General features: G+C 50.6%; 21 protein-coding genes. 18 read left to right on the top strand and 3 right to left on the bottom strand.

Features of this window, described 5'->3' with window-relative positions:
* The first annotated feature begins 23 nt into the window (after window positions 1-23).
* The 13 genes from MKX70_RS19785 to MKX70_RS19845 all read left to right on the top strand — a co-directional run bounded on the left by MKX70_RS19785 (window position 24) and on the right by MKX70_RS19845 (window position 13,271).
* Window positions 24-983: a RodZ domain-containing protein gene (locus tag MKX70_RS19785; RefSeq protein ID WP_340785477.1), complete on the top strand. Its 960-nt coding sequence runs from the start codon at window positions 24-26 to the stop codon at window positions 981-983.
* A gap of 83 nt (window positions 984-1,066) precedes the next feature.
* Complete coding sequence (locus MKX70_RS19790) at window positions 1,067-1,228, top strand: hypothetical protein (protein WP_167347618.1); 162 nt, start codon at window positions 1,067-1,069, stop codon at window positions 1,226-1,228.
* A 234-nt stretch (window positions 1,229-1,462) separates the two neighbouring features.
* Window positions 1,463-1,954, top strand: coding sequence for a YajQ family cyclic di-GMP-binding protein (locus tag MKX70_RS19795; protein WP_042138080.1), 492 nt, complete (start codon window positions 1,463-1,465; stop codon window positions 1,952-1,954).
* A 150-nt stretch (window positions 1,955-2,104) separates the two neighbouring features.
* Complete coding sequence (gene pgsA, locus MKX70_RS19800) at window positions 2,105-2,692, top strand: CDP-diacylglycerol--glycerol-3-phosphate 3-phosphatidyltransferase (RefSeq protein WP_039294770.1); 588 nt, start codon at window positions 2,105-2,107, stop codon at window positions 2,690-2,692.
* A 59-nt stretch (window positions 2,693-2,751) separates the two neighbouring features.
* Window positions 2,752-4,041 carry a competence/damage-inducible protein A gene (locus MKX70_RS19805; protein ID WP_042237073.1) on the top strand — a complete coding sequence of 430 codons (1,290 nt, stop codon included), beginning with the start codon at window positions 2,752-2,754 and terminating at the stop codon, window positions 4,039-4,041.
* 284 nt (window positions 4,042-4,325) lie between these two features.
* Window positions 4,326-5,390, top strand: coding sequence for a recombinase RecA (gene recA, locus MKX70_RS19810; protein WP_042138075.1), 1,065 nt, complete (start codon window positions 4,326-4,328; stop codon window positions 5,388-5,390).
* Window positions 5,391-5,524: 134 nt separating this feature from the next.
* Window positions 5,525-6,259 carry a regulatory protein RecX gene (locus tag MKX70_RS19815; RefSeq protein WP_042237070.1) on the top strand — a complete coding sequence of 245 codons (735 nt, stop codon included), beginning with the start codon at window positions 5,525-5,527 and terminating at the stop codon, window positions 6,257-6,259.
* Between the two features lie 308 nt (window positions 6,260-6,567).
* Window positions 6,568-8,109, top strand: a complete 1,542-nt coding sequence (gene rny / locus MKX70_RS19820) for a ribonuclease Y (protein WP_042237068.1) — start codon at window positions 6,568-6,570, stop codon at window positions 8,107-8,109.
* A 66-nt stretch (window positions 8,110-8,175) separates the two neighbouring features.
* The gene (locus MKX70_RS19825; RefSeq protein ID WP_039294761.1) at window positions 8,176-8,970 is read left to right on the top strand and encodes a TIGR00282 family metallophosphoesterase; all 795 of its coding nucleotides are present in this window, start codon (window positions 8,176-8,178) and stop codon (window positions 8,968-8,970) included.
* A gap of 202 nt (window positions 8,971-9,172) precedes the next feature.
* Window positions 9,173-9,433, top strand: a complete 261-nt coding sequence (locus tag MKX70_RS19830) for a stage V sporulation protein S (RefSeq protein WP_019910496.1) — start codon at window positions 9,173-9,175, stop codon at window positions 9,431-9,433.
* A 265-nt stretch (window positions 9,434-9,698) separates the two neighbouring features.
* Window positions 9,699-10,697, top strand: coding sequence for a dipeptidase (locus tag MKX70_RS19835; protein WP_042237067.1), 999 nt, complete (start codon window positions 9,699-9,701; stop codon window positions 10,695-10,697).
* Window positions 10,698-10,854: 157 nt separating this feature from the next.
* A complete protein-coding gene (gene pduL, locus MKX70_RS19840) occupies window positions 10,855-11,427 on the top strand; it encodes a phosphate propanoyltransferase (RefSeq protein WP_039294751.1) in 573 nt (190 codons plus the stop codon).
* A gap of 275 nt (window positions 11,428-11,702) precedes the next feature.
* A complete protein-coding gene (locus MKX70_RS19845) occupies window positions 11,703-13,271 on the top strand; it encodes a DEAD/DEAH box helicase (protein WP_042237065.1) in 1,569 nt (522 codons plus the stop codon).
* A 278-nt stretch (window positions 13,272-13,549) separates the two neighbouring features.
* Here the strand turns inward: MKX70_RS19845 and dapA are convergent, their stop codons facing one another.
* Window positions 13,550-14,425, bottom strand: a complete 876-nt coding sequence (gene dapA, locus MKX70_RS19850; RefSeq protein WP_042237063.1) for a 4-hydroxy-tetrahydrodipicolinate synthase — start codon at window positions 14,423-14,425, stop codon at window positions 13,550-13,552.
* A 120-nt stretch (window positions 14,426-14,545) separates the two neighbouring features.
* Between dapA and MKX70_RS19855 the strand changes: the two genes are divergently transcribed.
* Complete coding sequence (locus MKX70_RS19855) at window positions 14,546-15,442, top strand: LysR family transcriptional regulator (protein WP_042237062.1); 897 nt, start codon at window positions 14,546-14,548, stop codon at window positions 15,440-15,442.
* A 60-nt stretch (window positions 15,443-15,502) separates the two neighbouring features.
* Entirely contained in the window at window positions 15,503-16,189 is a 687-nt protein-coding gene (locus MKX70_RS19860) for an MBL fold metallo-hydrolase (RefSeq protein ID WP_340840538.1), read from the top strand.
* Between the two features lies 1 nt (window position 16,190).
* Here the strand turns inward: MKX70_RS19860 and MKX70_RS19865 are convergent, their stop codons facing one another.
* Window positions 16,191-16,643 carry an AraC family transcriptional regulator gene (locus MKX70_RS19865; protein ID WP_042237058.1) on the bottom strand — a complete coding sequence of 151 codons (453 nt, stop codon included), beginning with the start codon at window positions 16,641-16,643 and terminating at the stop codon, window positions 16,191-16,193.
* A gap of 224 nt (window positions 16,644-16,867) precedes the next feature.
* On the opposite strand from MKX70_RS19865, the gene htpG reads away from it, so the two are divergent.
* Window positions 16,868-18,751: a molecular chaperone HtpG gene (gene htpG, locus MKX70_RS19870; protein WP_340840539.1), complete on the top strand. Its 1,884-nt coding sequence runs from the start codon at window positions 16,868-16,870 to the stop codon at window positions 18,749-18,751.
* 468 nt (window positions 18,752-19,219) lie between these two features.
* Here the strand turns inward: htpG and MKX70_RS19875 are convergent, their stop codons facing one another.
* Window positions 19,220-20,089: a LysR family transcriptional regulator gene (locus tag MKX70_RS19875; protein ID WP_340840540.1), complete on the bottom strand. Its 870-nt coding sequence runs from the start codon at window positions 20,087-20,089 to the stop codon at window positions 19,220-19,222.
* A 169-nt stretch (window positions 20,090-20,258) separates the two neighbouring features.
* Here MKX70_RS19875 and MKX70_RS19880 point away from each other — a divergent pair, with 169 nt between their 5' ends.
* Together MKX70_RS19880 and MKX70_RS19885 are read left to right on the top strand one after the other, a co-directional pair.
* The gene (locus tag MKX70_RS19880; RefSeq protein WP_340785504.1) at window positions 20,259-21,998 is read left to right on the top strand and encodes an ABC transporter ATP-binding protein; all 1,740 of its coding nucleotides are present in this window, start codon (window positions 20,259-20,261) and stop codon (window positions 21,996-21,998) included.
* The gene (locus MKX70_RS19885; RefSeq protein WP_340840541.1) at window positions 21,995-23,734 is read left to right on the top strand and encodes an ABC transporter ATP-binding protein; all 1,740 of its coding nucleotides are present in this window, start codon (window positions 21,995-21,997) and stop codon (window positions 23,732-23,734) included. Before MKX70_RS19880 ends, MKX70_RS19885 begins: the two co-directional genes overlap by 4 nt.
* Window positions 23,735-24,196 lie beyond the last annotated feature (462 nt).

Here is a 24,196-nt window from a genome sequence, read left to right on the forward strand (position 1 = left end):
CTATATTTTTAGGGGGTGATGGTATGTCGGAACTGGGCCGGCATTTGAAGGAGGCGCGTCTGCAAAAAGGGATGAGTCTTGATGATGTCCAGGAAGTAACAAAGATCCGCAAAAAATATTTGGAAGCCATCGAAGCTGGTGATTATAAAGTGCTTCCGGGAAGTTTCTATGTCCGGGCCTTTATCAAAACCTATGCTGAAGCAGTCGGGGTAAACCCGGATGAACTGATGGAGGAGCACGGCAATGTGCCTGCGGCTCCGGTTGATACCACCATGGAGACAGTGATCCAGAAGCGGAGCCGCAAGCCTGAAACGGAACGGAATGCCAAGTGGCTGCCTACCTTGCTGATGTGGACCTTTCCAGTCTTAATCCTAGTGGTCATTTATCTGTATGCATCTTCAACGATGAATAAAGAAGATGCGGACAAAACGGATTCGGGGAGTTTGACTACCGCTACGCAAGACCCGGCGAAGGTTCAGCCTTCGGCCACAGCGGCCGGCGGCGGTGCAGCAGCTACAGCTACTACGGATACTGGAGCAACTGCGACTGTTGCACCTACTGCAACTCCGGTGCCATCCCCGACTCCATCCACGCAGTCCATAACGGTTACAGAGGACCGCAAGTCGGGCAAAACGACAATCTATAAGGTTACGGCACCTGCGGGAAGCTCGGTTCAGGTAGAGATTGCCGCAACGGGAGTCAGCTGGCTTGAAGTCTACCAGGGCGAGAACTCCAAGGGGGAGAAGCTAAGCTTCGGGAACACTAAGGCTGGCGATAATATGAGCTTTACACTCGGAAGTGCAGGAATGTACATCAAATCCGGATATTCCCCGGCCACCACAATTTCAGTGAACGGACAAGTTATTACCGATGGCAAAACATCGTCCCGGCTGCTACTGGAGCTGGATGACGGAACTTCTGTCTCCGGCAGTGATGGTGCAGATAATGCGACTGCTGACGGTGAGAGTACCACTACCGAATAGCAAATCCAATGTATAGGTTTCGGCGGATTGGAGAACCTAGGAATGATTTACAGTTCATACTCCAAAGTGAGGTGTATTCTCTCATGACCGTCAGCTGGATCGTAACAGGGCTTGGCATTATTGTCAGTCTCCTCGGATATTATCTGACACCGAGTGCCTGGGGCTATGGTATTCTGGGCTTCGGACTGGCACATATTGTGCTCGGGATTCTGGATATGTTCCGGGCTCCTGCACGTAGCAGATAATGCCTGGATTGAGCGTCTCCCGGAGTTTGCTTCGGGAGACGTGTTTTTTATTATGTAATCCTTAATACATAGTTATACGCTCTGTCTCTTATATGTTCTATCTCTGGAAGCCAAGGCCCCACATTGTGGGGTTATTTTGTAATGCCGGCGCTGCTTTTCTTTCCAGTATTAGACTTAAGAGTCCCTTTCTCATATAATAGGAACAGACTAAATGTAAGCAAAGGACGTGGAATCATGAGTTCGGAAAGTTCATTCGACATTGTATCCAAAATGGATATGCAGGAATTGACCAATGCGGTTCACCAGACGGAGAAGGAAATTGATAACCGCTTCGATTTCAAGAACAGCAAAAGCAGTCTAAAGCTGGAAAAAGATGCGTTGATCATTGCTTCAGAGGATGAATACAAGCTTAATGCGGTTATCGATATCCTGCAGTCGAAAATGGTTAAGCGCGGAATTACATTGAAAAATATGGATTTCGGCAAAGTAGAACCCGCCTCACTGGGCACTGTACGCCAGCGTCTGGGCCTGAAGCAGGGAATTGATCAGGAGAACGCGAAGAAGATTAACATCTTGATCCGCGACTCCAAGCTGAAGGTGAAGAGCACCATTCAGGGTGATCAGATCCGTGTTACCGGCAAAAGCCGCGATGATCTCCAGCAAATTATCCAGCTCCTGCGCAAAGCTGATTTGCCGCTCGATCTGCAGTTTAACAATTTAAAGTAAGCTTACGTACCCCGCAGTGTATACGCATCTTACTTTGCGGGGTGTTTTATGTTTTTTTGACACTTATTTATGGCTATAATATACTAGCTAAAGCAGTTTTGAAGGAAATTGTGGAATATCGGATTCGTATGGATCAGGGGAGGAACTTCAGTGAATTTGCCCAACCGCATCACGCTTGCACGTATTTGTCTTATCCCGATTATGATGTTTTTTCTGCTGGTGGATTTCAGCTTCTATCCGGAACCGATACATTGGGGCTCATTTCAGCTTTCAATTAATCATTTGATTGCAGCTGTTATTTTCCTGCTTGCCGCCAGTACAGATGGAATAGACGGGTACATAGCCAGAAAGTATAACATGGTCACCAATCTCGGCAAACTGCTGGACCCGCTTGCAGACAAGCTGCTGGTCTCTGCAGTATTGATCTCGCTGGTTGAGCTGGGAAGATGCGATTCCTGGATTGCCATTGTCATCATCAGCCGCGAATTTGCCGTGACCGGCCTGCGCCAGGTGGCACTGCTTGAAGGCAAAGTAGTGGCCGCTAGCAAATGGGGCAAGATAAAGACTGTCACTCAGATTGTCGCAATATCGCTGCTTCTGCTCAACAATTTCCCGTTCCAGTTCGTCAGCATCCCGGTGGATGATATTGCAATTTGGGCTGCAGCGATTATCACCATCTATTCGGGGATTGATTATTTTGTGAAGAACAAGGACTTGCTGCAGCTACATAATGCCTGAAGTTTGCCGAGCTGCTTGATTTTTGCATGATTTCTACAATCAGGAGGAGAACGCCAGCTATGAAAGCGGAAATTATTGCCGTTGGAACAGAACTTTTGCTTGGACAGATTGTAAACAGCAATGCCCAGTTTCTTTCAATAGAGCTGGCTGCGTTAGGGATTGATGTATATTTTCAGACCGTAGTTGGTGACAACAAGAACCGTCTTCTGGAAGCGATTGAGATTGCACAGAACCGTGCGGATATTATATTGTTCACCGGTGGAATCGGACCGACAGAAGATGATCTGACCAAAGATGCACTGGCTGCGGCGCTTGGCCGTACCCTTCATATCGACCAGCTTGCTATGGATCATGTGCAGCGCTTCTTCGATGACCGCAAGATTATCATGACTGAGAATAACCGCAAGCAGGCGCTGGTGATTGAAGGGACGACACCGTTGTCTAATGAAATCGGCCTTGCGGTAGGTATTGCTTTTGCAGAAGATAACAAGTATTACATCGTGCTGCCGGGTCCTCCCCGGGAGATGAAGCCGATGTTCACAGATAAAGCCAAGCCTTGGCTGCAGCAGCATGCACTGACCAGCGAAATGCCGATCTACTCCAAGATGCTTAAGTTTGCAGGCATTGGCGAATCGCTGCTGGAGGACAAGCTGATTGACCTGATCCGCGGCCAGAGCGATCCTACGATTGCTCCTTACGCCAAGGAAGGCGAGGTGACAGTGCGTATTTCCACCAAAGCCCCGTCCGAGCGTGAGGCTATGGTTAAGCTTGATGTGCTGGAGAAGAAGATTGCCGAAATTCTGCCAGAGAATCTGTATGCCAATATTGATGTGCCGCTGGAACAGCTGATTGTCGACTGGATGGCGGATGCAGGCCTGACGCTTAGTGCTGCTGAGAGCTGCACGGGCGGACTGCTTATGGAGAGCATTACGAACATCCCGGGCAGTGCATCCATGTTCGCCGGGGGAATCGTCTGTTATTCGAACGATTTGAAGAAGAAGCTGCTGAATGTGCCTTCAGCTATGCTGGAGGGTCCTGATGCACCCGGAGCGGTCAGCCGTGAGGTAGCCGAAGTGCTGGCAGAGCAGGTGCGGATGATCGGGGATTGTGACTTTGGCTTGTCTGTTACCGGTGTAGCCGGGCCGGGCTATTCCGAACGGAAGCCTGTGGGGCTTGTGTTCGTCGGACTGGCCGAACGCGGCCGGAAGACGGAAGTATACGAGCTGAATCTCAAGGGAACCCGTGAGAACATCCGCCTGCGTACAGTCAAGGCTTTGCTGTACCGCCTCTGGCGCCGGCTGGAGGAACGCAAAGTGGCAACCCCGCTTGAAGGATCGGCCTTGCAATAATCAACCGGGCCGGTATATAATTTGTTCATACGGAAGAACCGTGGCATAGAAATTCTCTGCTGCGGTTCTTTGTTTATATTCCCCGCTGGCGTGACCTCTATGATCCACCGCGTGAGACCTTTTGAGGATTAAGCTTGTGTGTCTATCATCCGGAAGGAGGCTTACAATAAAAGGGAGTATTAACCCGGGAGACAAAAAAAACGAATGTATGTTCGAAAAAAAGCTTGGCAAGACCTCCAAAACACGTTATTATAATACTATAAACAGTGAAGGAAGTGGTCTGATTGTCAGATCGTCGTGCAGCGCTTGATATGGCGCTTCGTCAAATAGAAAAACAATTCGGTAAAGGTTCGATCATGAAACTGGGAGAATCCACTCACATGAAAGTGGAAGTAGTACCTAGCGGATCTTTGGCACTTGATATTGCACTAGGTATTGGCGGACTTCCCAAAGGACGCATTATTGAAGTATACGGACCGGAATCATCCGGTAAGACGACCGTTGCACTTCATGCTATCGCAGAAGTACAAAAGCTTGGCGGACAAGCTGCTTTCATCGATGCGGAGCATGCCCTTGACCCTAAGTATGCGAATGCGCTTGGCGTTAACATTGATGAATTGCTGCTATCCCAGCCGGATACGGGCGAACAGGCACTGGAAATTGCTGAAGCACTCGTTCGCAGTGGGGCTGTAGACATCATCGTTGTGGACTCCGTTGCCGCATTGGTACCGAAGGCCGAAATCGAAGGCGACATGGGAGATTCCCATGTAGGTTTGCAGGCACGTCTGATGTCCCAGGCCTTGCGTAAGCTTTCGGGTGCCATTAACAAATCCAACACGATTGCCATCTTCATTAACCAGCTTCGTGAGAAGATCGGAGTTATGTTCGGTAACCCTGAGACCACTCCGGGTGGACGCGCTCTGAAATTCTACTCCTCCGTTCGTCTCGACGTACGCCGGGTAGAGAGCATTAAGATGGGGAACGATGTTGTGGGTAACCGCACCAAGATCAAAGTCGTGAAGAACAAGGTGGCGCCTCCGTTTAAGCAAGCGGATGTGGATATCATGTACGGCGAAGGGATTTCCAGAGAGGGAAGCCTTGTGGATATCGGTACTGAGATGGATATCGTTAACAAGAGCGGTGCCTGGTATTCTTATGAAGGTGAGCGTCTTGGCCAAGGTCGTGAGAACTCCAAGCAGTTCCTGAAAGAACATCAGGATATTGCCCTGTTGATCGAGAATAAGATCCGCGAAGCAAGTAACTTATCTACTCTGGTAGCTGCACCAACAGAAGCTGATGTGGTTGCAGAACAAGAGGAAGAAGAGAAATTGCTGCTTGAGATTGAATAAGGTAAGTTGCAGGTCCTTAGCAATTTAATTTTAATAATGAAGATAAGATATAAGGCGCCCTGTGATGAATGAGCAGGGCGCTTTTTCGTAAATTAAACGGCATTATGTCTATGTTAACGAGGTGAATGACAATTATGGTGATACAATTGGATTCTGAGCCGGATGAACAGGATGTACAGATTCTGGCCGATTTTCCCGAAGATGAAGAGCTCATAATCACGCGCGTAGAGCGGCTGAAGAAGTCGAACTACCGTTATTTGATTCATTTCGGTGCCTATAAGATGACTGTTCATGAAGATGTCATGATTAAATACCGGATGATTTCCGGAAGCTCGTTTGTGAAGGCGGATCTGGAGGAAATTGTTGCTGCTGATGAACGCCAGCGGGCCTACGTAGAAGGTCTGAGATATCTGGAACGTAAGCCCAGAACGGCACAGGAAATGGCCCGCCGTTTACGGGAGAAGGAAATAGGGGAGACTGTTATTGCCGAAGTTCTGCTGCGGCTGCAGGAGGAGCGGCTTCTGGATGACCCCCTGTATGCCAAGCAGTGGGCGGAACAGCGCATAACGAACCAGCGCAAGGGCAAAATGTGGATCCGCCAGGAGCTCCGCGAGAAGGGGATTGATAAATCGCTGATCTCTGAAGCACTCGATCAGATCACCCCTGAGCAGGAAATGGAGGGCGCACTGCAGACCGGGCGGAAGAAATGGAATTTGCTCCGCGGAGATATAAATGAGAAGCGGCGCAAGACGGGCGCCTTTCTGATGCGCAGAGGTTTCTCCGGTGAAATGGTACGCCAGGTGATCCAGATTCTACGTGCGGAAGAGGATTCTGCGGGGGAAGAAGAGGAGATTTTCGATCTGGATTGATTCTCTTGACTTTAATGCGTTTATCGACTCTCTTGACAATGTCTTTTTATAAATAATAAAATATAACATGAATCGGCATAAACTAAGAATCCTTTTTCCTTCCCAAAAAGCAGACTCTTATGTTCCGGTTCGCGTACAACTCATATGAAATGTAATCGCCGGATAAGGCGGGCAGTGTGCATGTGCAGCATGTGCAGTATGGCAATCGGTGTATTACCGGTTTTTTGTATGGTGATGAACGGATAGTTTAACAACTGCACAAATACCCAAGGGTAAGCCTTGGAGGATATCAACGAGGAGGTGAACAGATGGAAACAGTGATCTGGGTCATTATCGTTCTCGTTGTAGCTGCAGCATTCTTTGGATTCGGTTATTTTATTCGTAAATCCCTTGCAGAAGCTAAGATTTCAAGCGCAGAGAAAGAAGCCGTAGTCATCGTGGAGAACGCGAAGAAAGAGGCGGAGGCGCTGAAGAAGGAAACGGTACTCGAGGCTAAGGACGAAGTTCATAGAATCCGTACCGAAGCTGAGAAAGAAACTCGTGAACGTCGGAATGAAATCCAACGGCAAGAGAGACGTTTGCTGCAAAAGGAAGAATCGCTGGATAAAAAAATGGAATCGCTTGAACGAAAAGAAGAACAAGTAGCTAACAAAGAGAAACGAATTGATGAAACCCAACAGCAGATTGATGTTATTTACAAGAATCAGGTTACTGAGCTGGAACGTATCTCCAATCTGAGCATCGATGATGCCAGAAGTATCATTCTCAGCAATGTTGAACAGGAAGTTCGCCATGAAACTGCTCAGATGATTAAGGAAATAGAACAGCAGGCCAAGGAAGAAGCGGACAAGAAAGCCCGCGAGATTATTACACTGGCTATTCAACGCTGTGCAGCTGATCATGTGGCAGAAACCACGGTTTCTGTTGTTACATTGCCGAATGAAGAGATGAAAGGCCGGATTATTGGCCGCGAAGGCCGTAACATCCGCGCCCTGGAAACTCTTACGGGGATTGATCTTATTATTGATGATACGCCGGAAGCGGTTATACTGTCAGGATTTGATCCGATCCGCCGTGAGGTGGCCCGTACAGCACTTGAGAAACTGGTAGCTGATGGACGTATCCATCCGGCACGGATTGAAGAAATGGTGGAGAAATCCCGTAAAGAAGTGGATGAGCGGATTCGTGAATACGGTGAACAAGCTACCTTCGAGGTTGGCGTTCACGGCTTGCATCCGGATCTGATCAAAATTCTGGGCCGTCTGAAATTCCGTACGAGCTACGGTCAAAACGTACTTAAGCACTCCATGGAGGTTGCTTATTTGACTGGACTTATGGCCGGTGAGCTTGGGGAAGACATCGTGCTTGCAAAACGTGCCGGACTGCTGCATGATATCGGCAAAGCGCTTGATCATGAAGTAGAAGGCTCGCATGTTGAAATCGGCGTCGAACTGGCGAAGAAGTACAAAGAACATCCGGTGGTTATCAACAGTATCGCGTCCCATCACGGAGATTGCGAAGCTACCTCGGTGATTGCTATGCTGGTCGGAGCTGCTGATGCATTGTCAGCTGCACGTCCCGGCGCACGCCGCGAAACCCTGGAAACGTACATCAAACGTCTGGAGAAGCTGGAGGAGATCTCGGAGTCCTTCGAAGGCGTTGAGAAATCCTACGCTATCCAAGCAGGCCGCGAGGTCCGCGTAATGGTACAGCCAGAGAAGATTGATGATGCGGAAGCATTCCGTCTGGCTCGTGACATTACGAAGATGATCGAGAGTGAGCTGGATTATCCGGGTCATATCAAGGTTACCGTTATTCGTGAGACACGTGCTGTAGAATATGCTAAATAAGCAAGGAAATCGGCCCCCCTGCGGGGCCTTTTTTCTTTCATACAAAACTTTTAGGAGGAGAAAATCATTAAAGTTTTATTTATCGGTGACATCGTTGGCAATACGGGCAGAAAGGCACTGCGTGAAATGCTGCCATCTCTGAAAAGTAAATATCAGCCGCATATTATTATTGCCAATGGTGAGAATGCAGCAGCCGGAAGAGGCATCACAGCGGCTATTGCCAATGAATTCTTCAACTGGGGTGTGCACGGGATTACGATGGGCAATCACACCTGGGACAACAAGGATATCTTTGAGTTCATTGATGACGAGCCGCGGATCATCCGTCCGGCTAATTTTCCGCCGGGGACTCCGGGCAGAGGGTACACAGTCGTTAAAGGCAACGGCAAACAGCTGGCAATTGTGAACCTGCAGGGCCGCACCTTCCTTCCGGCAATTGATGATCCTTTCCGCATTGGCGAGGAGATTGTGGAAGAGCTGCGCAGAGAGCATAAATGTATTCTGGTTGATTTCCATGCTGAAGCTACCTCCGAAAAAATTGCAATGGGCTATTTCATGGACGGCCTCGCCTCGATCGTTGTTGGTACGCACACTCATGTACAGAGCAATGATGATGTAATCCTGCCTGGAGGCACGGCTTATTTAACAGATGCGGGCATGGTTGGTTCAAGAGAAGGAATTCTGGGTATGGAAAAGGATGCGATCATCTATAAATTTACAACTCAGCTTCCCTCCCGGTTTGTAGTCGACGAAGGCAAATGGCAGCTGCACGGTTTATTTGCAGAACTTGATGAAGCTACAGGTAAGGCGACACGACTGGAGAAGATCCGGCTGCGTGAAGATGAATGGGTGATGAGCTAGAGGATTTACAAAAAATCAGGGTTTTCGGGAAAAGTCGCTTGTTTTGGGTGAAGTGTGATATTTATTATATCGAAAAAGAGTATCTTTTGAACTAATTTCTCCAGAGAGGTCCGCAAAAAGAAGGAATTAAATCTTCTCTCGCGAATAACATCTACTGTAGTGGAAGAAGAACACCATCATTTTCCCAGGGGAGGTACTTACTATGGATGTATTAAAAGTATCAGCTAAATCCAATCCGAATTCCGTTGCTGGCGCACTAGCAGGTGTTCTTCGCGAACGTGGATCGGCCGAGCTACAAGCTATTGGAGCAGGAGCACTGAACCAGGCAGTCAAAGCAGTTGCCATCGCCCGGGGATTTGTCGCACCTAGCGGAGTCGACTTGATCTGTATCCCGGCTTTTACGGATATAGTGATTGATGGGGAAGACCGGACGGCGATCAAACTTATTGTTGAACCCAGATAATTATATGACCTTTTTAGATTGAGCCTGTTTACACTGTAAACAGGTTTTTGTATTTTTGGGGTGCCCCACTTTGTGGGGTTATTTTGATATATAGAATTTATAAGCTCTGCCTGATAACTTATCCTTCTATTTCTCGCTTAGACACCCCGTTCCTTGAAGGATGGCGTAGCCGTGTTCACTTACTGTCCCGTCTCTTCCCTGATGCTGTGGCATACACTTATAAATAAGAGATTCCACCGTTATTCTGTTCTTCAAGAGAAGGGAGATGATCTTTACAGTGAGTGTCAAGAAGCTGAGAGTGGCGGATTTCCACTGCGATGCTTTAAGCAAGCTGCAGGCCAGTCCGGAGATAGATTTCAAGAATGACCCTCGTCTGGACGTGACGGCAGAACGGCTGGTGGAGGGGAATGTCGAACTTCAGGTTTTTGCGGTTTATTTGTCGGCGGACCGCGGAAGAGCGAAGTTTGAGGATGTTCTCGGGCAAATTGAATTATTCCGGCAGAAGGTAGTTGGTCCAGGGGGCCTGCAGTGGCTCCGCTGGAAGGAAGAGGCAGATGAACAGATACTTACAGCCCCTGCCTTCGGGATGCTCTCTCTGGAGGGTGTGGACGGTCTGGAGGGCAATCTGTTCTATGCACAGCTATGCTTTGAGTTGGGAGTGCGTTTCCTGGGGGTAACCTGGAATTACGCCAACTGGGCTGCGGATGGTGTGCTGGAGCAGCGCAATGGCGGTTTCACGGAGAAGGGGAGGAGGCTGATCGAGTGGTGCAACGGAAGCGGCATGCTGCTGGATGTGTCCCATCTGGCACCGGCAGGCTTCTGGGAGCTGGCGGAGCGCAGTAAGCGCCCGTTCATAGCTTCACATTCCAATAGCGCGGCCATCTGCGGCCATCCGCGGAATTTGAGTGACGGGCAGATTCAGGCGCTGATTGCGATGGACGGGCGGATGGGATTAACCTTTGTCCCCTGGTTTGTACGCGACGGGGGAGGGGCGAAGGTGGATGATGTGCGGAGGCATATTGAACATGTCTGCGCGCTGGGAGGCTCGAAGCAGCTCATGTTCGGCTCAGATTTTGACGGCATTGAGATGTGGGTCGAGGGCCTTGAGCATCCGGGGAAATATGCGGAGTTTACCGACTTGCTGCTGAGGTACTACCCTGAGGATGAGGTGAAAGGCTGGTTGTGCGGGAATGCGCTGACTTTCCTAAGAACGCATCTGCCTTCTTCTGCGGGAGCGAATCCGCTGTCCCCACCAGAGGGATAATAAAATGGCAAAACTATGACAATCCATTTATCGAATCGTAAAATGTCGAAAAAAAGGCGCTCATTGTGATGAGGGTCTTTTTTTTTATGAGTAATAAGATGTATAATGTTCAGTGGCTTGTACAGATACTAGAGAAAATACAAGGAGTGACTTAAAAATGAGCAAGACTGTATCCGTAGGTGTGTCGGCCCGACATATTCACCTTACGCAGGAGCATGTGGAAGCATTGTTTGGAGCAGGTTACCAATTGACTGAGTTCAAACCCCTTTCCCAACCAGGACAATTCGCAGCAAATGAGCAAGTAGCAGTAATCGGTACCAAAGGTAAGTTCGACAAAGTGAGAATTCTCGGCCCGGCCCGTCCGGCTTCCCAGCTGGAAGTATCGCGCACAGACGCATTCAGCCTCGGCGTGAAGGCACCTGTACGTGAATCCGGCCATATTGAAGGAACACCAGGCATTACTATCAAAGGTCCAGCCGGTGAAGTTGAACTGGAGACTGGTGTCATCGTGGCTGCCCGTCACATCCACTTCCACACTTCTGAAGCAGAAGCTTGGGGCATTGCCGACAAGCAGCTCCTGAAGGTACGCCTTGGCGGCGAACGCGGCCTTGTGCTGGAGAACGTAATCGCCCGTGTATCCGACAATTTCAAGCTTGATATGCATATCGACACCGACGAAGCTAACGCTGCAGGTGCCAATAACGGCGATACTGCTGAAATCGTAGATTAGTCTTATAATAGTATTGCAAGGCAACGGGCAGGGGAGAAATCCTCTGCTTTTTTTCTTGTTTTTTCGAAAAGCATTAAAGAACAACTGAAAAAAGTCCGGCGTATATTGGTTTTGAAGAGGGGAGATGAAAGTATCGCTTCTTTTTAATGGCAAAACGTGTTATCATTATGTGTTATGACTTTGACGAGCGCTATGTGGAGACGCCGCAGAAGGTATATACAGTGATTGTGATTAATGACTTACTAAATATATGTACTCAAAATTAAGGAGATAAAATGACATTTAACGATTTGAACTTGATTCCCCCGATTCTCAAGGCACTGAGCCTGGAAAACTATACATCCCCGACTCCAATTCAGGAGGAATCCATCCCTGCGGCCTTGGCCGGCAGAGATATTCTGGGCTGCGCCCAGACGGGTACCGGAAAAACCGCAGCTTTTTCATTGCCGATTATTCAGCTGCTCAGCCAGCAGCCGGCCAGAACCGGCGGAGCGAAACGTATCCGTTCCCTGATTCTGACCCCGACCAGAGAGCTAGCTCTGCAGATCTCCGAGAATATTCAGGCGTACAGCAAGTTCACAACGATCCGCTCGACAGCGATTGTCGGAGGGGTATCCCAGAAGGCCCAGGAACGGGCGCTTAGCCAGGGTGCAGATATTCTGATTGCTACACCGGGCAGATTGATCGATCTGATCAGCCAGAGACATGTGGATCTGCAGCATGTGCAGATTCTCGTGCTGGATGAAGCGGACCGCATGCTGGACATGGGCTTCATTCATGACGTGAAGCGGATTATTGCCAAAATGCCGGCCAAGAAGCAAACGCTGTTCTTCTCGGCAACGATGCCGGCGGAGATCTCACAGCTGGTGAAGACATTGCTAGTGGACCCGGTGAAAATTGAGATTACTCCGGTATCTTCGACCGTAGACAGAATTGAGCAATCGATTTATTTGCTGGAGAATGGTAATAAGCAGAATCAGCTGAACCGTTTGCTGCAGGATCCTTCGATCGTGTCAGCGCTCGTCTTCACCCGCACCAAGCGCGGAGCTGACCGGGTAACCCGCGATTTGACCCGAATTAATATTACCGCCCAGGCTATTCACGGCAACAAATCGCAGAATGACCGCCAGAATGCGCTGAGAAACTTCAAGAGCGGCGCGACACGTGTGCTGGTAGCTACAGATATCGCCGCCCGCGGGATTGATATTGATGAGCTATCCCATGTCATCAACTTCAACCTGCCGAATATTCCGGAAACCTACGTTCACCGTATTGGCCGGACCGGCCGTGCGGGAATGAGCGGAGTTGCCATCTCGCTGTGCGAAGCTGAGGAAATTCCATACCTGAAGGATATCCAGAAGCTGATCGGCAAGGTGATTCCGGAAGTGAAGGATCATGCTTATCCGATGTCCAAGAGCAATCTGGCATTGCTGGCAGACCGTCCAGGCAAAGCACCGGCCAAACCGTCGCAGAAAGCTAAAACGAATCCGGCACGCAAGCCGAAATCGGAATGGTTCACGCAAGGCAAGCAAGGCGCCGGTAACGGCGGAGCGAAAAGCGCGTCGGGCAGTGGCTATGCAGGCAACGGAGCGAAAAGCGCATCGGGCAGTAGCTATGCGGGCAGCGGGGCTGGCAGCAGCCGGCCTGCTGGCGAGTCCGGCAACAGAGCAGGCTCCGGCAGCAGGCCGGGCGAAAAATCTGCGTCCCGTCCAGGGGGCGGTTCAAACAATAAACCGGGTGGTGGACAGTTTAACCGGTCCAGCCAATCTGGCAGCAGACCCGGCAGCAGCCAGAACGTACGCCCCAGCAGCCGTCCTGCGGCCAAAGCAGGCAGATCTCAATAACTCTTTGAGATGAATAATGTAAGATAAACTGCAGCCTTCCCTTGGGAGGCTGCTTTATTTGATTTGAGGTAGAACCTTTGCGGATGTATTCGGTTTATCGCATACAATGGGCTCTTATGCTTGTGAGAAATGTAAGGAAGCGTCTAGTCAAACATCATTTACTCGTCAAACATTACTTGGTAGAAGAACAAGCAAAAACCGCCGCTTTCCAGTCCCTGACTGAGAAGCGGCGGTTTCGCCGATGTTACCTTTATCGTTACCATTCTGAGTAGAAGAAGTTACCCGGCGAGATAAGCACCCAGCTCTTCGCGCAGCGCAGCGCTGATGGAGGTCATCGGCAGGCGGAGCGTGTCGGAGGAGATCTCACCTCGTGCGCTGAGCAGCCATTTGATCGGCGCCGGATTGGATTCCTTGAACAGCAGCTTCATCAGCGGCACGAGCTGATCAAAGGCAGCCTGTGCGGCGTCAACCTGGCCGGCTCTGTACTGTTCGTAGATGCTGAGATAGGAGGCAGTATATACATTGGCCGAGGCCAGCATACCACCGGCGGCTCCGCAGCCCAGCATATCGAAGAAGTTCAAGTCATCGCCGCAGAGAACCGGCTTGGAGCCGTGGCGGGACAGCTCGGAGACCAGCACCGGAGAGCCTGAGCAGTCTTTTAACCCGACAACGTTGTTCATCTCCAGGATCGTACGGGCGGTGTCTACGGACATGCCGACACCGGCGCGGCCGGGAATATCATACGCGATGACCGGGAGACCGACCTCAGCCGCTTTGCGGAAATGGGCGATGATGCCTTCCTGTGAAGGACGGCTGTAATAAGGGACAACAACCAGTGCGGCATCGGCACCGGAGTTCGCGGCAAGCTCTGTGCGGGCTACAGTAGAAGCGGTATCGTTCGTACCCGTACCTACCACGAGCGGGATCGGACTGGACTTCAAAAGCTCGCGTGATGCATCCACGAGTGTCTGCAATTCCTGTATGTTGACTGTCGGCGATTCTCCAGTGGTTCCATTAACGACCAGACCATGAATACTGTTCTTGATGATGTTGTTCACATACCGCTGATACGACTCCAGATCAATCTCGCCGGCGGCATGGAACGGGGTTACCACGGGAACATAGATTCCATAAATCTGTTCTTCTGTTAACATGAATATCGTCCTCCAAAATTGTAAAATCCTTTTATCCTACTGTACCATGGATTATTGCATCGTCGTTAGCTATAATAAATGATGTAGGTTATCAATAATATTGATGTTAGGGTGGATGATATGGACTTAACCTATATGCGGACCTTCCGCGAGGTTGCTAAGCGGCAGAGCTTCACCCGTGCGGCTGAAGAACTGGGCTATGCCCAGTCCAGTGTAACGATGCAGATTCAGAAGATCGAGAAGGAATACGGCGTACCGCTGATAGAGCGGCATGGCCGGGCCTTGCGTCTGACTCCGCCGGGGGAAGAGCTGCTGAAGCTGTTCGTGGAGATTCTTGATCTGTACGACCGCTCCAAAGAAACAATTGCCCAGCAGATTGGCGGCACACTGACGATCGGGACGATTGATTCACTTGCCGCCTTTTATTTGCCGCCGTTCCTGCAGCAGCTGCGGACCATGTTCCCCGGGCTGAACATTCATCTGCAAACGGAGCAGGAGGCCAATCTGGTCTCCAAAATCAGGGACGGCGAGGTCGATATTGGCCTCCTCCTGGACCGCAGCACAGCGGATACCCTGCTTGAGCGTACAATCATCCGGGAGGAGCCGCTCGTTCTCGTGGCGCCTGCCAGTCATCCGCTGGCAAGCCTGGCGCGGGTTACGCTGCAGGATCTCAACAACTGTGAGCTGATTGTCTCGGAGGAGAGCTGTATCTACCGCAGCCTGTTCGAGAACCTGCTCCGGGAGCACGGGATTGTGTTCCGGATCGGTTTTGAGCTGTCGAATCTGGAAGCGATCAAGCGCTGTGTGCGGAACGGCTTGGGCATTGCGCTGCTGCCGAGAATTGTGGCTGAGGAGGAGATCGAGCGGGGGAATCTCGCCGAGCTGTCTTTTGCCCATCCGGAGATTCATTTCGATCTGCAGCTCCTGCTCCATCCAAAGAAGTGGAAGTCGCTGCCGCTCCAGTCACTGATCCAGATGCTGCGTGAGGATGCGAAGGCTAAAGCCGCTGTACTGTGAGGGTGGAAGCCTGAGCAAGCGAAGTATGCAATGTTCTAATATAGACATGCGGAGGATCATATGAATATCATTGAGCTACCTATTCAGTTTGAGTATGAAGGACAGCCATATTACATTTACCCGAGCCTCATTGTATCCGGGGAAGAGTTAACCCTGGTCGATACCGGTTATCCCGCTTTCATGCCTTTGATAGAGAAGGAGATCCTGAGGCTGGGGTACGACCCCTTGAATCTGAAGAATATCATTATTACCCATTACGACGATGACCATATCGGCGCCTTGTATGAGTTCGTGGAGAAATACCCGTCCGTTACGGTCATCGCGAGCGAAGTGGAGAGCCCATCGATCTTAGGCCTGATGAAATCTGAGCGGCTGATCCAGGCAGAAGCTCTGCTAGTGGAGATGCCTGAAGAAGAACAGGCGTCCGGTGAAGAGTTTGTACAGCTATTGAAGAATTTGCGGCATGTTCCGGTGAATCAGACGGTCCGGGATGGCGAGTGCATTCTGGATGGTAAGTGTCAGGTCCTTGCCACCCCGGGGCATACGTCTGGTCATATTTCTTTGTATTTTCCGGCACTGGGCGTTGTCATAACCGGGGATGCGGCAGTGAATGAGGGGAGTGCATTGGCTGTTGCGAATCCGCAGTATTGTATCGACTTGGAGAGTGCAGAGCAGTCGTTGAACCGATTAAAAGCTCTTAACGCACAATCCTACTACTGCTACCATGGCGGAAAACTCAGCTTCTAACTTAGTGCACAGGAAAACACAACTGGCAAAGATGATTGCTGATCATATCACCTGTATATCTCTCCATGACTGGCCGCTGGTAATCGAGCAGATGTCCGCTGCTGTAGAGGGCGGGGAGGATCTCCGTCCATGCTTTTTGAACAGCCTCTGCGGTATGTTGTATAGTAACAACCGCATAGGTCCCGCCGGGAATTTCACCGTAGTGAATAGACTTATCCGCTGGGGCGTTCTCTGGCACGCTGATACAGGCATCATATCTGCAGTGTTCAGGCAGGGTGGTGTCCGGGTTGTCCTGGGGAATCCCGAAGAGGATGGCTGATCCGGTAAGCAGCTGGTGTGCACGTGCCCATTCCTTTAAGGCCTCCATAGCCTTACTGTTACCGGGACCATAGGGGCCTGTCTGGCGCATATAAGCAATACGTGTTGCTGGAAGCGTTTCGAGCTGGATTTTCATCGTTTCATTGTCCTTTCTTTCGCTGTAATGAGTACATTCCGAATGCTAACATGGACTAAAATAGAATTCATTTCTTTTTTGAGCGGAGCTCTATATGCAGCAAGATATTGACATCAAAAACGAGAATATGTTATATAAAAGGTAGTGTTAGCACTCAGGTGAGTGGAGTGCTAAACGATGATCCGCAATCCGAAGGTTATTTTTGAAAGGAGATTTATTTATTCATGGCCAAAAAAGAGTTTAAAGCCGAATCCAAAAGACTGCTGGAAATGATGATTAACTCCATTTATACGCAGCGGGAGATTTTTCTGCGGGAACTGATCTCCAATGCAAGCGATGCCATCGACAAAATCTATTACAAGGCACTGGCCGATGAAGGCATGGTGTTCAATAAAGAGGATTACTACATTAAAGTGACCGCCGATAAGGCAAGCCGTACGTTAACCATTTCCGATACCGGAATCGGGATGACGCAGGAAGAGCTGGAGAACAATCTGGGGATTATCGCGAACAGCGGCTCGTTTGCTTTTAAGAAGGATAATGAAGCCAAGGACGGACACAACATCATCGGACAATTCGGGGTAGGTTTCTATTCCGCGTTCATGGTGGCTGACGATGTTACAGTGATCAGTAAAGCGCTGGGCAGCGACCAGGCGTTCAAATGGGAATCCCAGGGTGCGGACGGTTACACGATTGAGCCTTGTGAGAAGGATGCTGTCGGAACCGAAATCACGCTGAAGATCAAAGAGAACACCGAAGACGATAACTACGATGAGTTCCTGGAAGAGTACCGCCTGAAGTCGATCATCAAGAAATATTCGGACTTCATCCGCTTCCCGATCAAGATGGACATTACCGGCAGACAGCCCAAAGAAGGCGCTGAGAATGAGTTCGTCGATGTAACGGAAGAGCAGACGGTGAACAGCATGGTGCCGATCTGGCGCAAGAACAAAAACGAGCTGACGGAAGAAGACTACAACAACTTCTATGCGGAGAAACGCTACGGCTTCGACAAGCCGCTGAAGCATATCCATATCAGTGCCGACGGCGCTGTGGTCTATAACGCAATCCTGTTCATTCCGGAGAATACGCCATTCGATTACTACACCAAGGAATATGAAAAAGGCCTGGAGCTCTACTCCAACGGCGTGCTGATTATGAACAAATGCGGGGATCTGCTGCCGGATTATTTCAGCTTCGTCAAGGGGATGGTGGATTCCGAGGATCTGTCGCTGAACATCTCCCGTGAGCTGCTGCAGCATGACCGCCAGCTGACGCTGATTGCGAAGAACATCAAGAGCAAGATCAAGAGCCAGCTCCTGAGCCTGCTGAAGGATGAGCGTGAGAAGTATGAGACGTTCTATAAATCTTTTGGCAGACAGCTGAAGTTCGGGGTCTACAATGACTATGGCATGGAAAAAGAAACGCTGCAGGACCTCCTGATGTTCCACTCCTCCAAGGAGAAGAAGCTGGTTACACTGGCTGAATATGTGGAAAGAATGCCGGAAGACCAGAAGTATATCTACTATGCCTCCGGTGAATCGGTGGAACGCATCGAGAAGCTGCCGCAGACAGAAATGGTGCTGGACAAGGGGTACGAAATCCTCTACTTCACCGACGATATCGATGAATTCGCAATCAAGATGATCATGTCCTACAAAGAGAAGGAATTCAAGAACGTCTCCAGCGGTGACTTAGGGATTGAAGAAAGTGCTGAGGATAAGCCTTCTGAAGCGGAAGAGAATGAGAACAAGGGATTGTTCGAAGCGATGCAGGGCATCCTGTCCGGCAAAGTAAAGGCAGTCAAAGCCTCGAAGCGGCTGAAATCCCATCCGGTCTGCCTGTCTACTGAAGGCGAGCTGACCATCGAGATGGAGAAAATCCTAAAGGCTATGCCTAATGGCGGCCAAGATGTACAAGCTGACAAGGTGCTGGAAATCAACATTCACCATGATGTCTTCAAATCGCTGAAGGCTGCTGCTGAAGGGGACAAGGAGAAGCTGGGTCTTTACACTAACCTCTTGTATAACCAGGCGCTCTTGATTGAAGGTCTGCAGGTTAACGATCCGGTGCAGTTCACGAACGATATTTGCAAAATCATGGTCTAAACCGGCGTTCGCACCGGCCAGAGGACCTGCGATACAAGAATACCCCGCTACTGGTGCAGACCAGTGCGGGGTATTTTTTTGTTGAAGGGTAGAGTTTATATAAAATCCTGCCCAAAATACAACAATTTCACTATAATCCCGGCTATATTTCAAGATTGTTGTATAAAGGCAGCATTTTTACTCCTCCGGGCCGATTAGCGGGACAAATCTTGTATTGCATACAACAATCTGTCTGAACACCCAGGTATCCAGGTAATCAAGTTGTAAGATGTACAACATTTAGTCCATGCGGTGTTGAAACGTCAGAATCTTGGGTTCTTCCAGCGTGATGGCAGGGTTAGAGGCGGCCTGAAGGACAGGGTGAAGGAAGCAGAGATTGGACATCCTTCAGAATGTCCGGGCCGGATAACTGCACTGCTGCCGGGAGCCGGAATGGTATGTTCTTGTTCAGGGTTCAGCGTTTGGCGTTTAGCGTACCTGGAAAGTCTCGATAAACTTGGTAGCTAGCGACGACAAATACTTGTCCTTGATCCAGACGGCGGCTACACGGGTATGCAATGCTTCGCACCGGATCTCCTTATAGATCAGATGCCCGTGATTCGCCAGCTCAAAAGCAGATTTGGGAATTATCCCGATGCCAAGACCGGCGTTGGCCCAGAGCAGGGTCGTCCGCGCATCATCGTTCATGCAGAAAATTTGGGGTTCGAAGCCATGCTCCAGGCAGGTCTCACGAATAAGCTGCTCAAAGCGGCGGTAAATGATAAGCGGCTTATGCTGAAGCTCCCCGAGTGAAATAGCCGCCTCGCCGGAATTCCAATCATAATAAGAGGTCATAACGGCAATCATCGGCTCCGAATTGAGATACAGACATTCCAGATTGCTGGTATTAAAAGGAGTGCGGATAATGCCGATTTCGACGATGCCTTTGTTCAGCAGATCGATGATCATAAACGTATTGCCTTCATGGATTTCAAAAGTAACCCCCAGATAGTTCTTGTGGAATTCGCCCAGCCGGTCATGCAGCAGGGTGGCTCCGGAAGAGGAGACGGTGCCGATCGAGAGGCTGCCCTTCAGTCCTTTGGCAAAATCATTGATTTCTCTCGTGGTCGAATCCGTTAATTCAAGAATTTGCTGTGCCCGGTTACGCAAAATAATTCCTGCATCGGTTAACTGGATGCTGCGCGGACCGCGTTCAACCAGCTTGACCCCGAGCTCCTCCTCCAGCAGCTTCAGCTGCTGGCTGAGCGGGGGCTGGGCCATTTGCAGTTTCCTGGCAGCTGAGGTGATTTGACCTTCCTCGGCAATCGCAAGGAAATATTTCAATTGTCGGATATCCAAGTTATTACAGCCTCCCGTCCCGCGTCTTCAATCATATCCATATGAAGATCATATGGCAAAGATACGAAACCAATATTATTAATATGTAAGCAGGTATGACATAATCATAACGGGTCTTTTGTTTTTTTCAAGAGTGAATACATACTACGTAGGTTAGGTGAGGATTACTGTGTTCAAAATTGCTGTTTTTCTAAAGCCATACAGGAAAGAAGTGATCATCGGGCCGATCTTCAAGCTGCTGGAGGCAATTCTGGAGCTGCTGCTGCCGACGATTGTGGCCCTGATTATCAACAACGGGATTGGCAGGCAGGACAGTGCCTATGTCTACCGTATGGGCTCCCTGATGGTGCTGATGGCCATCCTCGGCTTCGGCTGCTCCATGATCTGCCAGTATTATGCAGCCAGGGCATCACAGGGCTTCGGCACATCGCTGCGCAACAAAATGTTCAAGCATATTTCATCGTTATCCTACGCAGAGCTTGATATTATAGGCACGCCATCACTGATCAACCGGATCACGAATGATGTCAATCAGCTCCAACTGGCCGTAGCCATGCTGATCCGGCTGGTTATCCGTGCGCCATTCATCTGCATCGGGGCGATCATCATGTCGATGATTCTGGATTTCCGGCTGTCGCTGATCCTGATTGCGGCTACACCGGTATTCGGAGTCATTCTGTATTTCATCATTACGCGCAGCTCGCCGCTCTACCGCAAATATCAGGTCAAGCTGGACCGTCTGGCGCTGGTGCTTAGCGAGAATCTGTCCGGTATCCGGGTCATCCGCGCTTTTGCCGAGAGCCGCCGCGAGAAGCAGCGCTTCAATGAAGCTTCTGAGGATTTGACGCAGACCGCAATCCGGGTCGGACGGATATCCGCCTGGCTGGGCCCGATAACCACGCTGGTGGTTAACGCGGCGATTATCGCCATTCTGTGGGCAGGCGGCATTCATATCGATGCCGGGCGGCTGTCACAGGGGGAGATCATTGCATTCATCAACTATGTGACACAGATCCTGCTGGCGCTGATTGTGGTATCCAATCTCGTTATTCTGTTCACCAAAGCCTCGTCATCTGCCAACCGTGTCAACGAGGTACTGGCAATGACGGCAACGGTTGCCGAGGTTGCGGCAGACGCGCCGGCGGCCAAGCGTGATGATTCAGCGCCGGTGATTTCCTTCCGCAATGTTTCGTTCGGGTATAACACAACCGGTGAGCTTGCGCTGGAGAATATCACGGTCGACATTCACCGGGGGGAGACGGTCGGACTAATCGGCAGTACCGGCTCCGGTAAATCGACCTTCGTGAACCTCATTCCGCGGTTCTATGATGCAGTAGAGGGTGAAATTCTGGTGGAAGGTGTAAATGTGCGGCAGTACCGGCTGGAGCAGCTGCGGAGCAGGATTGGCATTGTGCCGCAGAAGGCCATGTTGTTCACCGGATCAATTGCCGATAACATCCGCTGGGGCAAGGCCTCTGCAACCCGGGATGAGATTATGTCTGCAGCAGCGGTGGCTCAGGCGGAAGAGTTCATTGCCAAGCTGCCGCAGGGACTGGATACTCTTGTCGCACGCGGAGGGCATAATTTGTCCGGAGGACAGAAGCAGCGGCTGACAATTGCCCGGGCGGTTGTAGGGCGTCCGCCTATACTCATCCTGGATGATTCCTCCAGTGCGCTGGATTTTGCCACGGATGCAGCTTTGCGCCGTGCACTGAACAAGAACAGCGGAGATAGGACGGTTCTGCTTGTATCCCAGCGGGTGAGTACCGTAAGACAGGCGGATCAGATTATTGTATTCGATGAAGGGCGGATTGCCGGTATCGGCAGGCATGAAGAATTGCTGAAGAGCTGCGGGGTCTATCAGGAAATCTGCATGTCCCAGCTCTCGAGCGAGGAGGCTGTACAATGAATAGCAGGGCGACCTGGAAACGGCTGTTTAGATATACAAGCCAATACCGGAAGATTACTATCGGGGCAGTCATCTGCGCCATTCTGAGTGTGATTGCCAGCCTGATCGGACCGCTGCTGATCGGCCGCGCGGTTGACCGTATGATCGGGCCGGATCAGGTGGACTTCCCGGGGATTTTACGCCTGCTGCTGATCCTGGGAGCCATATATCTGATTGGCAGCTTCTTCGGCTGGCTGCTCACTTACTATACGAACAAGCTGGCCTACCGGACAGTTTACGATCTCCGCCGCGAGCTGTTTGACAAGCTGGACGCACTGCCGCTGAAGTTTCATGATAATCATCCGCAAGGCGACAGCATCAGCCGGTTCGTGAACGATATGGATGCTGTCTCTGACGGGCTGCTGCAGGGCTTCTCCACGCTGCTGACGGGGATTGTGACCATTGCCGGGGCTATCGGGCTAATGCTCTATATCAGCCCTGTGATGACGCTGGTGGTGCTGTTGTCTGCACCGGCGACCTTCTTCGTCGCCCGTTTCATTACAATGCGTTCACAGCAGATGTTCCGGGAGCAGGCCAAAATCCTCGGCGGGCTGAACGGTTATGTGGAAGAACTCGTCGGCGGACAAAAGGTAGTGCAGGCCTATCACTACGAGGACCGTTCTTTTGCAGGCTTCGCGGAGCGGAATAATGAGCTGTACAAGACAGGGATCAAATCACAGTTCTACGGCTCTCTGTCTAATCCGACTACACGTCTGGTGAACAACATCACCTTCTCGGTGATCGCGATGATAGGCAGTGCACTTGTGATCGGCGGACACTTCTCCGTCGGGGATCTGTCCAGCTTCCTGATCTATTCGAATCTGTTCGCGAAGCCGTTCAATGAGATTACCGGGGTCATTACCCAGCTGCAGTCGGCGACGGCGTCGGCGCAGCGTATATTCAACATTCTGGATCTGCCCCAGGAGAATCCGGATGCTCCGGGTGCTGTAGTGATGAAGGGAAGCCAGGGCACGCTTACCTTCGACAAGGTAAGCTTTGCCTATACCCCGGAACGGCCGCTGATCCGGAACTTCAGTCTGGAGGTGAAGCCGGGCACGCGCGTGGCGATTGTCGGCCAGACCGGAGCGGGGAAGACCACACTGGTGAACCTGCTGATGCGCTTCTATGAAGTCGACAGCGGCACCATCCGGATTGATGGTACGGACATTACTTCGATTACCCGGGACAGTCTGCGGCGTAACTTCGGGATGGTGCTGCAGGATACCTGGCTGTACGGAGGTTCGATCCGCGATAATATCGCTTACGGTAAGCCGGAAGCAACGGAAGCGGAGGTCATTGCCGCCGCCAAAGCCGCGAATGCACACAGCTTCATCAAACGGCTGCCCGAGGGCTATAATACGAAAATAAGCGGCTCGGGAGATAATCTCTCTCAAGGCCAGAAGCAGCTGCTTACCATCGCCCGTGTGATGCTCGTCGATCCGCCGATGCTTATTCTGGATGAGGCTACGAGCAGTATTGATACGCTGACGGAGGTGCGGATTCAGAAGGCTTTTCTGGCGATGATCTCCGGCCGTACCAGCTTCGTGATTGCCCACCGGCTGTCCACGATCCGTGAGTCGGACCTGATTCTGTTCATGAAGGACGGCGACATTGTCGAGAGCGGAACGCATGAGGAGCTGGTGGAGAGCGGGGGCTATTACGCCCGTTTGTACAATAGCCAGTTTACGGCGGTTTAGATAGGGTGATATGCAGAAAGACAGCTGTGGTCAGGACCTCTTCGGAAGAGGCTGACTGCGCTGTCTTTTTTGCAGCGGGATAAACTGAACTTATTAGGAGATTTACATAAGAATGAGCTGTGACTTTGGTGATCCCTGGACTTCAGGCCGCTGATGGGTGTTGCTGTTGCCAAGATCCTTCGGTTAACTCTCTGATCGTGGTGGAGATCCGGCGAACCGGTGACTTTTTGAAAATCCTGCACATAATACAACATTCTCTTCATTATTTCGGGCCAAATCGGAAATTGTTGTATAAAAAGCAGGATTTCGCAACCACCGAGCGGCTGAGCGGGACAATTCTTGTATTTCGTATTTCGTACAACAATCCTCCTGAACACCCGGATATTAAGAGATTAAAGTTGCAATTCGACCAACAATAGTACCCCATGCAAAAGTGAGTAAGTAACTCAATCTGCTGTGCCA

It is taken from the genome of Paenibacillus sp. FSL R7-0312 (assembly GCF_038004445.1).
In the GTDB taxonomy this organism is placed as follows: domain Bacteria; phylum Bacillota; class Bacilli; order Paenibacillales; family Paenibacillaceae; genus Paenibacillus_AQ.

Bases quoted from the DNA above. Each gene is read 5' to 3' on its own strand.
- MKX70_RS19785 (WP_340785477.1), top strand. From the start codon at position 24: ATGTCGGAACTGGGCCGGCATTTGAAGGAGGCGCGTCTGCAAAAAGGG.
- MKX70_RS19790 (WP_167347618.1), top strand. From the start codon at position 1,067: ATGACCGTCAGCTGGATCGTAACAGGGCTTGGCATTATTGTCAGTCTC.
- MKX70_RS19795 (WP_042138080.1), top strand. From the start codon at position 1,463: ATGAGTTCGGAAAGTTCATTCGACATTGTATCCAAAATGGATATGCAG.
- MKX70_RS19805 (WP_042237073.1), top strand. From the start codon at position 2,752: ATGAAAGCGGAAATTATTGCCGTTGGAACAGAACTTTTGCTTGGACAG.
- MKX70_RS19815 (WP_042237070.1), top strand. From the start codon at position 5,525: ATGGTGATACAATTGGATTCTGAGCCGGATGAACAGGATGTACAGATT.
- rny (WP_042237068.1), top strand. From the start codon at position 6,568: ATGGAAACAGTGATCTGGGTCATTATCGTTCTCGTTGTAGCTGCAGCA.
- MKX70_RS19830 (WP_019910496.1), top strand. From the start codon at position 9,173: ATGGATGTATTAAAAGTATCAGCTAAATCCAATCCGAATTCCGTTGCT.
- MKX70_RS19835 (WP_042237067.1), top strand. From the start codon at position 9,699: ATGATCTTTACAGTGAGTGTCAAGAAGCTGAGAGTGGCGGATTTCCAC.
- pduL (WP_039294751.1), top strand. From the start codon at position 10,855: ATGAGCAAGACTGTATCCGTAGGTGTGTCGGCCCGACATATTCACCTT.
- MKX70_RS19845 (WP_042237065.1), top strand. From the start codon at position 11,703: ATGACATTTAACGATTTGAACTTGATTCCCCCGATTCTCAAGGCACTG.
- dapA (WP_042237063.1), bottom strand. From the start codon at position 14,425: ATGTTAACAGAAGAACAGATTTATGGAATCTATGTTCCCGTGGTAACC.
- MKX70_RS19855 (WP_042237062.1), top strand. From the start codon at position 14,546: ATGGACTTAACCTATATGCGGACCTTCCGCGAGGTTGCTAAGCGGCAG.
- MKX70_RS19860 (WP_340840538.1), top strand. From the start codon at position 15,503: ATGAATATCATTGAGCTACCTATTCAGTTTGAGTATGAAGGACAGCCA.
- MKX70_RS19865 (WP_042237058.1), bottom strand. From the start codon at position 16,643: ATGAAAATCCAGCTCGAAACGCTTCCAGCAACACGTATTGCTTATATG.
- htpG (WP_340840539.1), top strand. From the start codon at position 16,868: ATGGCCAAAAAAGAGTTTAAAGCCGAATCCAAAAGACTGCTGGAAATG.
- MKX70_RS19885 (WP_340840541.1), top strand. From the start codon at position 21,995: ATGAATAGCAGGGCGACCTGGAAACGGCTGTTTAGATATACAAGCCAA.